Consider the following 11753-nt stretch of genomic DNA (forward strand, 5'->3'; position numbering starts at 1 on the left):
GAATCCGGAACCTACCACAACGTGGCGGGTGGGCAGAGTGACTGCAAGGCGCCCGTGAGGACACCAGGCCCCGGGCACCCTGTTACCCCTCCAGTACGCTAAAGCGGCCGTTCCGGTGACAGGAGGTTCGACACCGTGACCAGATCGTATCCTTTGCCCCGAAGGCCTTGAATGATGCCCTCAAGGGCCGCCGGGGTCTCAGGCGTGGGATGCATCAACACCAGGGCCCCGGGTTCGGCATGCCCCACGATCCGCCGAACCATCAGATGAACCGGGGGCCTTTTCCAGTCCACCGTGTCCAAAGTCCACATAATCGTATACATTCCCATGCCCCAGGCCTGCTTCACGACCCGATCGTCGTACCAACCGGCTGGTGGCGCAAAAAGGACCGGTCGGACGCCCGACGCCTCCTCGATCACCCTCCGGCTCCGCTCCAAATTCTGCCTGATCTGTCCCACAGATTTTCCCCTTAGATCCGGGTGGCCCCAGCCGTGGGTTCCGATTTCATGTCCGGCCTTGGCAATGGCGGACGCCAAATCCCCGTGTTCGGCAACCCATTTGCCATCCAAAAAGAAGGTGGCTTTCACCTGGTGCCGATCGAGCACCCGGAGCAGGTCGGGGACGTGTTCTTCGCCCCAGGAAACATTGACCATGAGGGCCATTTGCTTCTTCGAGCCATTGCCGCGATAGATCGGCGCCGGAGGAAGGTCTTTGAGGCTGACTTCGGCGGGAACTTGACGAATGACCCACGGGATTCCCCCTCCGGCCCCCCTAACCCCGGACTGCACCCGCTTCCACGTCTCTTCGACATCCACCTCGATGCCGTTGAGATCGGGAATCGCTTTCCACACCCGATCGATACGGGCATTTTGAGGCGGTTTCGAGAGCCTTGCCGCTTCACGTTCCACGTCTTCCCGGGTCCACCCAGATGAATTGGCAAAATGACTTGAAGTTACGTCGGCAAGTATCGGGGGACGAACAGACCAGCAAGAAGCTCCCGTCATGACAAGAAAGGCGACCAACATTCTGATGATCGGGAGAAAACGTTTGGGGATAAAACCCTTGCCGATTTTCAAGACTTGCCCCTCCTTTTTACGACAGACATCTGCTTTTAACGTGGGGCCAATGATCCCGATCGTATACATGAAGACCACCGGGCCGGTCTGTTGAAATAGCAATAATCATATTTTTTAATGAAGGCAAGAGGATTGTGCTCGGACATGATCGCGTAGCGGTAACACGTAACGACAAAAAACCGCCCAGGGTCTTATTCTCCCCAGGCGGTCTGAAGGTACTGGGCTTATCTCCAGCTTAAAACTTCGTAATCACATGAAAGCCTTTTGTGCGGAAATTACTCATATCTTCAAAGGTTTGTGATACATCCTCGAGTCCTACTTCTTTGTTGACCAAGGTTTTCGGATTCAGACGACCAGAGGATACGAGGCTGAGCAGCCCCCGATAGGCAGGATGGGGATTTCCAAGACTGCCCACAAACTCCAGTTCCATCGCTGTAATCATATCGACGGGAATCGAAACCATGCCCCCCTCTTCCGAGGTGGTCAAGCCGACTTGAACGTGACGTCCTCCTTTGCGAAGGGACAAAACGGAATTGAGGACAGTGTCACGGACGCCCAGGGCATCGATTCCGACATGAGCTCCGCCCTTCGTAATCTCTTTGATTGCTTCCGGCACATTCTCGCGTTTCGCATTGATGGTCGCTACAGCGCCTTCTTCCCGCGCCTTCTCCAGCTTCGCGTCATCGATGTCCACGGCGATGACTTGACCTCCAAGTGCCGCGGCCACCTGGACGGCGGATAAGCCCACACCTCCTGCACCTTGGATCGCAACCCAATCTCCGGGTTTCACATTGCCCCGGACCACACCATGATAACCGGTCATATATCGGCACCCAATCGCCGCCGCAGTAACTCCGTCGACGTTCTCCGGGAGAGGAATCAGGTTGAAATCTGCATTCTTTACCAGGACATACTGGGCATATCCACCGTCAAATCCGCTAACCAAACCATAGATTTGCAAGTTCTCGCAGAGGTTCGGCACTCCACTCAAGCAATATTGGCAATGCCCGCACCCGGCATGGAACGGCACCGTAACCCGGTCGCCGCGCTTATAGTTTTTCACATCTTTCCCGACTTCCTCCACCACGCCTCCAAACTCGTGCCCCGGCGTGATGGGCAATTCCGGGGAAAGCCCGATCCAAGACCAGTCACCTTGCCATGCGTGCCAGTCGCTGCGGCAAATCCCACACGCTTCGACTCGAAGAACAGCGTCTCCCGGGCCTGGCTTCGGATCAGGGACCTCCATGACCGGAAGGGGTTTCTTGTGCTCAACTAAGCGGGCGGCTTTCATAATTTTTTGATAACCTCCTTATCGACATTGTAGTTTGACTTCTTGGAATAACTTATATATATCATATTCTTGCAATAAAAGAAACCCCTCACCCCCCGCCATTAGCCAATTGGTACAACCGACCATTCAAACTTTATGCGTAAGGAGTCAGACATGAAAAAAAGGCGTGGTTGCACGCCTACTTTCTTATCCCTCTCAAAATCTTGATCACGATGGGTGCCGGCTCCGGGAGGGCGCCATATCCACGGATCGCCCGCCTCCCGCTTCATGGCCTCACCACCTGGCGTCAGGAACGCCGGCGCTGACCGCGTCCTCCCCGGGATGTGCCCCCTCCGACGACCTTTCCCACCTGCCGACCGGCTTCCTGGGGGTGCACCTCACCCGCAGTTCCCCGCCGAGCCTGCAGCACTTCCCGCCGAGAGAGGTTGATCCGCCCCTGGGAGTCGATTTCCGTCACCTTCACATCGATCTCGTCCCCCACTTGGACGACATCTTCGGTCCGGCCCACCCGCTCGTCCGCCAATTGGGAGATGTGGACCAGTCCTTCTTTTCCCGGAAGGATTTCCACAAAAGCTCCATACTTCTCCACCCGGGTCACGCGCCCGTGGTAGGTGTGTCCAACCTCCACCTCGGCCACGATTCCCTCGATCATCTTGCGGGCCCGCTCCCCGGCCTCTTGATCCACGGCGGCGATAAAAATCCGCCCGTCCTGTTCAATGTCGATCTTCACCCCGGTGTCGTCGATGATTTTATTGATCACCCGGCCTCCGGGGCCAATGACCTCCCGGATTTTATCTGGGTGAATGCGCATGGTGATGATCCGGGGCGCATAGGGGGACAGCTGTTGCCGCGGCTGTTGGATCACTTCAAGCATCTTGCCGAGGATAAACATCCGACCGCGATGGGCCTGTTCCAAAGCGGATGCCAGAATATCCCGGGTCAAGCCCTTGATCTTGATATCCATCTGAAGCGCCGTCACTCCAGCTGCGGTGCCCGCCACCTTAAAGTCCATGTCCCCAAGGTGGTCTTCCATTCCTTGGATGTCCGTGAGGATGGCCACCCGATCCCCTTCCTTCACGAGACCCATGGCGACCCCGGCCACCGGCGCCTTAATGGGCACCCCGGCGTCCATCAACGCGAGCGTGCTGCCACAAATGCTGGCCTGGGAGGTGGATCCGTTTGATTCCAGGACCTCCGACACGAGGCGAATCGTGTAAGGAAATTCCTCTTCGCTGGGGATCACGGGTTCCAGCGCCCGTTCCCCCAGGGCCCCGTGGCCGATGTCCCGCCGGCTGGGCGCCCGAATGGGTCGCGCTTCTCCCACGCTGAAAGGCGGAAAATTATAATGGTGCATGAAGCGCTTCGACTCCTCCAGATCGAGGCCATCGAGAATCTGGACATCGCCGAGCGCCCCGAGGGTACAGACCGACAGCGCCTGGGTCTGGCCCCGGGTGAACAAACCGGACCCGTGGGTGCGGGGCAAGAGGCCGACTTCACAGGAGATCGGGCGAATCTCGTCCAAAGCCCGGCCGTCCGGCCGCATGCCTTCATTGAGAATCGCAGAGCGGACCTCCTCTTTGAGGATATCGTGCAGGACCTCGGCGATGTCTGCCGCCCCTTCCGGAAACTGTTCGGCAAAATGTTCCTGAGTCTCTTCTTCCACCGCCCGGATGGCGTCTTCCCGGGCTAATTTTTCCGGGGTGCGAATGGCGGTCTTAAGCTTTTCCGTGGCGAATTCCCTCACCGCCTGAATGATCTCCTCCTGAGGACGGTGCAACTCGGGCACGATCTTTTCTTGGCCAATCTCCTGGCGCATGCGTTCCTGCAGATCGATCAAGGGCTGCAGTTGTTCATGCCCGAACATGATCGCGTCGAGCATCTCCGATTCCGGCACTTCATTCGCACCGGCCTCCACCATCACCACGGCGCTCCGGGAACCGGCCACGACCAGGTGCATATCGCTTTTTTCCGCTTGGGCCACAGTGGGATTCACCACGAATTGCCCATCCACCCTGCCGACCACCAGTCCCGCGATGGGCCCATCAAAAGGGATGGAGGAAATCGTGAGAGCCGCGGAGGTTCCGATCATACCGGCAATCTCCGGGGGGCAGTCCTGATCCACCGACAGGACCAGCGCCACCACCTGAACTTCATTTCGAAATCCTTCCGGGAACAGAGGCCGGATCGGCCGGTCGATTAACCGGCTCGCCAAAATCGCCTTTTCGCTGGGACGCCCTTCCCGTTTGATGAACCCCCCGGGAATCTTGCCCACGGCATAGAGCCGTTCTTCGTAGTTGACCGTGAGGGGAAAGAAATCGAGATCCTTGGGTTCTTTTGACATTGTTACGGTCGCTAACACCACGGTGTCACCGTAGCGCACCGTCACGGCGGCGGTGGCCTGTTTGGCCAGTTTTCCCGTCTCGAGCACGAGACGCCGTCCGCCTAGCACAGTCTCAAAAATATGGGGCATGGATTCACGCCAGCCTCCTTCCCATCCCGCCTTTGCGAGCTTGTCCGCCGTCCCGCTGCCCGCGCTTTGGCCAAGACAATTCAATACGAAAAGGGAAGCGGGGGGACTCCCGCTTCCTTGCTTCTACTTTCGCAGACCGAGCTTCTCGATCAAGATGCGGTACCTGGCCACATCCTTCTTGCGCAGGTAATTGAGCAGACTTCGTCGCTGTCCTACCATCTTCAGCAGGCCTCGACGGGAATGAAAATCTTTTTTGTGGATCTTCAAATGTTCGTTGAGGGTGTTGATCTTCTCGGTCAATAACGCCACCTGAACCTCGGGGGACCCGGTGTCCGACTCGTGCACCTTAAACGTGTCGATCAATTCCTTTTTCCGCTCCTGGGAGAGCGCCACCTGCCTTCACCTCCTCACACCATAATCGCCGAGAGCCCAGTCATCCGCCGGCAGAACGGAAAACCGCGCCATCGGTTCGAAAGCGGCAGAAAAACGCCATGGTGAAGTATACCATATCGATTCCCGGGAAAGCAATCACTCGTCTCCTTGGGCGGTTCGCCACAGATTCCGGGCGGTGCGTACATCCTGCTCAATCTGGGCGACCAACCGATCCACCGAATCGAACCGTTGCTCCGGCCGCAAATAATCAAGAAACTCCACCCTCATCTCTTCCCCGTACAGGTCGACCCTTTGATCAAGAAGATGAACTTCCAGAGACAGGGTTCCCCGATCGTAAAAAGTGGGGCGCACCCCGATATTCATCACCCCGGGACCCGTTTCCATGCCCCAGAACGCTCGGACGAGATAGACGCCGGTTCCTGGGATCAGAAAAGGATCATTCAGTTGAAGATTGGCCGTGGGAAAACCGATCCCGATCCCCCGCCCTTCCCCCTTGACCACACGCCCGGTGAGGGCGTAGGGCCGTCCGAGCAGCTCTCGAACCAGTTTGACCTCCCCATAGCGCAACCTCTCCCGAATGAGGGAGCTGCTGACCTTTTCTCCATACCGGTTAACCGGCGGCAGAATCCAAACGGGCAGAGCCCTCGTCTCTCCCATCGCCTTGAGTAAAGCTGCATCCCCTTTGCCCCCCGCTCCAAACGTATAATCAAAACCGGCCACCAGCGCCTCGGGGGCCAAGGGGAGTAACAGGTCGAGGACAAACTGTTCCGGGGCCACCGCGGCAACCTCCCGGGTGAACATGAGAATATACACCAAGTCCGCACCATAATGCTCCAGCAGGCGCAATTTTTCGGGCAATGGAGTGAGGAGTACATCGTATTCCGCACCGATTCCCAGTACCTGGCGAGGATGGGGATCGCACAAAAATACGGCAAAAGGCACTCCTCGTCGTTTGGCTTCGGCTTTTCCTTGGGACAGAATCTCTTGATGTCCAATATGGAGGCCGTCAAAGGTACCCAGGGCCATCACGGAAGGACTCGGGGGCGACCAGTGCTCATGTAAGGTCAGGCGGATCGTTTCCATGAGGAACCTCCTACGTAAGAAGCACTTTAAGCGGGAAAATCCGTTCACCGTTGCGGCGACACACCGCCACCAATTGATCCTGATATGCAGCAACCAAAAGTCCGGGGGGAGACGTCCCCGGGGAAAGCCGGGCAGGGTCGGCCATGAGCTCCCGGCCTTGGCGTAGGCGATCCACTTCGCCCGCCAGGAGTGTGAATCGAGGCCATGTGCGTAGCGCCCAGAGCACCGGCCGGACGGCCTCTGCAAGCCGCCCCTCCTCTCCACCCCGCTGTACCTCCGGCCAGGGCAAAGCTTGTTCTACCGTAAAGGGCCCTTGGCGGACCCGCCGCAACGAGGCCATGTGGGCGGGAATCCCCACCTTCGCCCCGAGGTCGCGACACAGGCTGCGCACATAGGTCCCTTTGGAGCAGGCAACGTGAAACGGTGCTTCGAGTAGCTCCCCCCGCGGGGTGGGCATGCCGACATCGAACCGGTAGACCTGCACCTTTCGGGCTGGCAAATCCGCCGGACGCCCTGCCCGGGCCAGGTCGTAAGCGCGCTTCCCTCCGACTCGGACGGCGGAAAAAGCGGGCGGACGCTGGAGAATCTCCCCGGTCAAAGCAGCTGCCGCCCGTCGTAGGGCTTTGGGATCGGCAGGGGGATTCGGCATGCGCTCGATCACCTCACCCGAAGCGTCGTCGGTGTCGGTGGCCGCCCCTAAAGCCAAAACCCCGATATATTCTTTGTCTTCGCCACTGAGGTACTCGGCTATTCGGGTCGCTTTCCCCACGCAGAGAACCAGCACGCCGGTGGCGTCGGGATCAAGGGTGCCCGTGTGCCCAATCCGCCGTATACCCAGCCATCGCCGCACCCGTCCGACCACGTCATGGGAGGTAAGCCCCGCGGGCTTATCGAGAACGAGAACCCCGTTCACCTTTACCCCTGCCCCACCTGGGCTGCCACCGCATCCACCACCTGCCGGATCGCCTTGTCCAGGGGGCCTTGCACCGTAAACCCGGCTGCCCGGGCATGCCCGCCGCCGCCAAACTGGGCGGCGATCTGTGAAACGTTCACTTCGTGTTTCGCCCGCAGGCTCACCTTGATCTCGTTATCCCCTTCTTCCCGAAACATCACGCCCACCTCCACTCCAGCGAGGTTTCTGGCGTAATTGACCAGCTCTTGGGTGTCCTCCACTCCGGTTCCCGTCTCCTCCATCATCTGCCGGGTCACCGCGAGATAAGCGATTTTCCCCTTCGCGGCGGTACGCAACCCATCCAAAGCCGCCACCAGGAGGCGCAGCTGTTTCTCGGTCACCGTTTCCACCGCCTGAAGAGCGATGGGATAAGGATCCAGGCCGCTGTCGATCATCTCAGCCGCCAAGCGCAGCACCGCGCTACTTGTGTTGCTGTAGCGAAACCCACCCGTATCGGTAAAAAGGCCGGTGTATAAGCAAATGGCCGTCTCGCCCGCAAGAGGAACGCCCAGGCGTTTGGCCAACTCACTGACGAGCTGGCAACTGGCGGATGCGTCGGGATCGACCAGGTTTTCAGTTCCAAACCGATCGTTGGTCGCATGGTGATCCACATTGAGCAACCGGGTGTCCGAGGTGAGCTTCTCCGCCGCCTTCCCAAGTCGCCGAAGATCAGCACAGTCCACGGCTACCGCGGCGGGGAACACATCAGTGACCTCATCCACGGGTCTCACCTCTCCGATCCCCGGAAGATATGAGAATCGTTCGGGCATCGGTTCTTCGTGAGCCACCACCACCTCCTTGCCGAGGTGTTTCAGCACGGACGCCATGCCCAAAACCGAGCCCAGCGCGTCGCCGTCCGGATGAACGTGAGTAAGGAGGAGAAACCGGTGATGGCTTCGAAGAAATTCCTCCGCCCGGCGATAGGCCTCTTCCAGCTGGTTCAAGTCCGATCTCCCCTTTCGTCCTGCAGCTGCCGAATGACGTGGGAGATCCGTTGGCTGTAGTCCTCGGAAGTGTCCAGCTTAAATACAATTTCCGGTGTGTGGTGCAGCCGGATCCTCCTTCCGATTTCGCTGCGAATGAACCCCGTCGCTTTTTGCAGTGCTTCCAGGGAAAGCGCTTTTTCTTCATCGCTCCCCATTACGCTGGCAAAAACCTTTGCGTGTTGAAGATCCCGAGAGATTTCCACACCGGTGATGGTGACAAACCCGATGCGGGGGTCTTTCAACTCGTGATACAGAATGTCGGTAATCTCTTTTTTGATCTGCTCTGCTACGCGATTGGGGCGAACCCGTGCCACCGCACTCCCTCCCGGAGTCAGACTTTCACCGCTTCCATCGTGAACACTTCGATGATATCGCCTTCTTTAATGTCGTTAAACCGCTCCAGGGTCATGCCGCATTCATATCCTTCCGCCACTTCCCGAACATCGTCTTTGAACCGCTTTAAGGAATCAATGGTTCCTTCGTGGATCACGATGCCATCCCGGACTACCCGGGCGCTGGCCCCGCGCTGGACCTTGCCCTCCACGACGTAACATCCGGCGATCGTCCCCACCTTGGACACTTTAAAGGTTTGCCGAACCTCGGCCCGCCCGAGGATCACTTCCCGATATTCCGGATCCAGCATACCCCTCAGCGCCGCTTCGATCTCCTCGATGACGTTGTAGATCACTCGATACAGTCGGATATCCACCTTTTCAGCTTCGGCCATTTGGCGCGCTCCGGGTTCCGGGCGGACGTTGAACCCGATCACGATGGCATTCGAAGCCGAGGCGAGAAGAATGTCCGTTTCAGTGATGGCCCCCACCCCGTGGTGAATGACCCTCACCCGGACTCCTTCAATATCGATTCGCTCCAGGGCGGACACCAAGGCTTCCACCGATCCTTGAACATCCGCTTTTAACACGACATTCAGTTCTTTGACTTGTCCTTCTTGAATCTGCTTATACAGATCATCGAGGGTCACTTTGGTTTGAGATTTGAGCTCCTCGGCCCGCTGTTTCGTCTGTCGCTTCTCCGCCAGGAGCCGGGCTTTGCGTTCGTCATCGTAGACCACAAAGGCGTCCCCGGCCATCGGGACACCCCCGAGGCCCAGGATTTCCACCGGGGTCGAAGGCCCGGCTTCCTTGACCCGGCGCCCGCGGTCATTGATCATAGCCCGAACCCGGCCGAAGGTCGTACCCGCCACCACGATATCCCCCACCCGGAGGGTGCCGTTTTGGATCAACACCGTGGCGACTGGCCCCCGCCCCTTGTCGAGTTCAGCTTCAATCACAGTCCCCCGGGGCCGAGCAGATGGGTTCGCTTTGAGTTCTGCCATCTCGGCCACCAGCAGGATCATCTCCAGCAGGTCTTCAATTCCTTGCTTCCGCAGGGCGGACACCGGAACAAAAATCGTGTCGCCGCCCCATTCCTCCGGCACTAGCCCGTGCTCCGTCAACTCCTGTTTGACGCGATCGGGGTTGGCATCCGGTTTGTCAATCTTGTTCACCGCCACGAGGATGGGGACGCCGGCCGCCTTGGCGTGGTTGATGGCTTCCACGGTCTGGGGCATCACTCCATCGTCCGCCGCCACCACCAGTACGCACACATCTGTCACCTGGGCTCCCCGGGCCCGCATGCTGGTGAAAGCCTCGTGACCCGGTGTATCGAGAAAGGTAATTCGCTTGCCGCCGACTTCCACTTGATAGGCGCCGATATGTTGGGTGATCCCGCCCGCTTCCTGGGCGGTCACGTTTGTCTGCCGGATCGCATCGAGCAACGTGGTCTTGCCGTGATCGACATGACCCATGATCGTCACCACCGGGGGGCGGGGAACGAGATCTTCGGGTTTGTCCGTCTCCCAGAGAAGCTCTTCCATTTCTTCGTCCCGGGGCTCTTTCACCTGCAGTTCGATGCCGTATTCCTGAGCGACCAGGGTCATGGCATCCACGTCGATTTCCTGGTTAATGGTCGCCATGACGCCGAGGAACAGCAGCTTCTTAATCACATCCGCCGGCTCTTTTTTGATCGTTTTCGCAAAATCTCCAACACTCATCGGCCCTTCGACAACAACCTGTTTTGGCGCGTCCGCCGATTCCCGCTGGGCGCGCCGCTCCCGTCGCTGCTGGGACCGGGAAGGCGGCGCAACCTTTCGATTGTCTTTATCGCCCTTTGGAGAGGGTTTGGACTTGCGAACGATTCTCTCTCCCCGGATCACGGGTGCATCGAGGTCTTCATACTGGTCGATGACCATGGCTGCCGTCGCATCCCGGCGCCCTCCCGTAGCCGCACCCTTGCCAGCCGGCCGGGACCGCTCGCCGGAACCATTTCGGCGCCCGGAGCCCGCTGAGGCCGCCGGAGACCGAGATCCCCCGGTTCGCTGGCTCCCGTTTCCCGACCGCTGCCCGCCAGTCTTCTGACCGTTTCCACCAGAGCGCTGACCGCCGTTGGCCCTTTGACCTTCGTCCCCGGGGCGCTGGGCGCCCTCCGACCGCCGCTCGTGGTTCCCGCCATTTCTCCCCTGTGCCGTCCGGCGCTCAGCATGGTTGGATCTGTTGCCATCTCGGGGGCCATTCCCATGTTCCCTCCGGGGTTGATCGGCGCGTCCTCGCCCCCCAGCCCCTTGGTTTCGGGACGGGGTAGAGCCGGATGCCGGGGATGCAGTCCCGGCCGTTTCGGCCGATCCAGATGCCGCCCCCTTAGCCGCCCTCCGGGCCTGTTCTTCGTTTTTCCTCGACGCCCGAGCTTTCACGTCGGCAAAAAATTGCTCCACCTGATTAATCATCTCCTGGTCCATCACGCTCATGTGGTTGTTGACCGACACCCCGAGGCGTTTTAAGATGGTTATAATTTCCTTGCTCGACATATTCAGTTGTTTGGCGTATTCGTACACTCGGAGTTTCTGACTCAAATCTGTCACCTCCGTGATGTTGCCGCAACTGGGTCAGCAGGTTTTCGGCGAATCCTTGCTCCGTCACCGCCGCCACGACCACGGTCTCTCGTCCAACGGCCTTGCCCAAGGTGTAGCGATCGACCCAAGCCGCCCACGGTACGCCGTGAGAGCGACATTTATCCACCGTTCGCTTTCTCGTGTTGGGACCTGCATCCGTCGCCAGCAGCACCAGATGAGCTCCGCCTCTGCGGATGCGCTCCAGCACCGCCCGTTCTCCCAACGCCAGACATCCGGCGCGCAGGGCCAAGCCGACCAAACCTAAGGTGCGCGGTTCACCCATGGACCGTTCCCTCCAGTTGCCGTTTCACCGAATCCCAGATCTCAGCGGGAACCGGACGTTTCAAAGCCCGTTCCAACGCTTTGCGCTTCAGGGCAAGTTCGAAACATGCGACGGTGGGACACAAGTAAGCCCCCCGCCCGGCCGCCTTTCCCGTCGGATCGATCCGGATCGCGCCGTCCGGAGTGGCCACGATGCGGATCAGTTCGCGCTTGGCCTTCATCGTCTGGCAACCGATACATTTACGTAGCGGCACATGTTTGGGCGACACCGTG

At 59.1% G+C, this 11753-nt stretch carries 11 protein-coding genes; all 11 read right to left on the reverse strand.

The genetic code is table 11. From position 1 onward, the window contains the following. Positions 1-98: 98 nt before the first annotated feature. Complete coding sequence (locus CVV65_RS08640; RefSeq protein ID WP_232796567.1) at positions 99-1076, reverse strand: polysaccharide deacetylase family protein; 978 nt, start codon at positions 1074-1076, stop codon at positions 99-101. 235 nt (positions 1077-1311) lie between these two features. Beyond that, entirely contained in the window at positions 1312-2367 is a 1056-nt protein-coding gene (locus CVV65_RS08645) for a zinc-dependent alcohol dehydrogenase family protein (RefSeq protein WP_100667780.1), read from the reverse strand. A gap of 286 nt (positions 2368-2653) precedes the next feature. Then, positions 2654-4837, reverse strand: a complete 2184-nt coding sequence (gene pnp, locus CVV65_RS08650; protein ID WP_100667781.1) for a polyribonucleotide nucleotidyltransferase — start codon at positions 4835-4837, stop codon at positions 2654-2656. A gap of 123 nt (positions 4838-4960) precedes the next feature. Further along, a complete protein-coding gene (rpsO, locus tag CVV65_RS08655; protein WP_100667782.1) occupies positions 4961-5230 on the reverse strand; it encodes a 30S ribosomal protein S15 in 270 nt (89 codons plus the stop codon). Between the two features lie 135 nt (positions 5231-5365). After that, positions 5366-6313 carry a riboflavin biosynthesis protein RibF gene (gene ribF / locus CVV65_RS08660; RefSeq protein WP_100667783.1) on the reverse strand — a complete coding sequence of 316 codons (948 nt, stop codon included), beginning with the start codon at positions 6311-6313 and terminating at the stop codon, positions 5366-5368. Positions 6314-6323: 10 nt separating this feature from the next. Next, a complete protein-coding gene (truB, locus tag CVV65_RS08665; protein ID WP_100667784.1) occupies positions 6324-7226 on the reverse strand; it encodes a tRNA pseudouridine(55) synthase TruB in 903 nt (300 codons plus the stop codon). 2 nt (positions 7227-7228) lie between these two features. Next, the gene (locus tag CVV65_RS08670) at positions 7229-8209 is read right to left on the reverse strand and encodes a DHH family phosphoesterase (protein ID WP_232796568.1); all 981 of its coding nucleotides are present in this window, start codon (positions 8207-8209) and stop codon (positions 7229-7231) included. Then, positions 8206-8565: a 30S ribosome-binding factor RbfA gene (rbfA, locus tag CVV65_RS08675; protein WP_100667785.1), complete on the reverse strand. Its 360-nt coding sequence runs from the start codon at positions 8563-8565 to the stop codon at positions 8206-8208. Before rbfA ends, CVV65_RS08670 begins: the two co-directional genes overlap by 4 nt. Before the next feature lie 17 nt (positions 8566-8582). Continuing rightward, a complete protein-coding gene (gene infB / locus CVV65_RS08680; RefSeq protein ID WP_232796775.1) occupies positions 8583-11114 on the reverse strand; it encodes a translation initiation factor IF-2 in 2532 nt (843 codons plus the stop codon). Beyond that, complete coding sequence (locus tag CVV65_RS08685; protein ID WP_232070079.1) at positions 11026-11481, reverse strand: L7Ae/L30e/S12e/Gadd45 family ribosomal protein; 456 nt, start codon at positions 11479-11481, stop codon at positions 11026-11028. The genes infB and CVV65_RS08685 overlap by 89 nt, the downstream gene beginning before the upstream one ends. After that, on the reverse strand, positions 11474-11749 hold the full coding sequence (rnpM, locus tag CVV65_RS08690) for an RNase P modulator RnpM (protein WP_100667787.1): 276 nt from the start codon (positions 11747-11749) through the stop codon (positions 11474-11476). Before rnpM ends, CVV65_RS08685 begins: the two co-directional genes overlap by 8 nt. Positions 11750-11753: the final 4 nt, after the last annotated feature.

The organism is Kyrpidia spormannii (genome assembly GCF_002804065.1).
GTDB classification, from domain to species: domain Bacteria; phylum Bacillota; class Bacilli; order Kyrpidiales; family Kyrpidiaceae; genus Kyrpidia; species Kyrpidia spormannii.

Coding starts and splice junctions, on each gene's coding strand:
- CVV65_RS08645 (WP_100667780.1), bottom strand. CDS start 2,367: ATGAAAGCCGCCCGCTTAGTTGAGCACAAGAAACCCCTTCCGGTCATG.
- pnp (WP_100667781.1), bottom strand. CDS start 4,837: ATGCCCCATATTTTTGAGACTGTGCTAGGCGGACGGCGTCTCGTGCTC.
- ribF (WP_100667783.1), bottom strand. CDS start 6,313: ATGGAAACGATCCGCCTGACCTTACATGAGCACTGGTCGCCCCCGAGT.
- infB (WP_232796775.1), bottom strand. CDS start 11,114: ATGTCGAGCAAGGAAATTATAACCATCTTAAAACGCCTCGGGGTGTCG.
- CVV65_RS08685 (WP_232070079.1), bottom strand. CDS start 11,481: ATGGGTGAACCGCGCACCTTAGGTTTGGTCGGCTTGGCCCTGCGCGCC.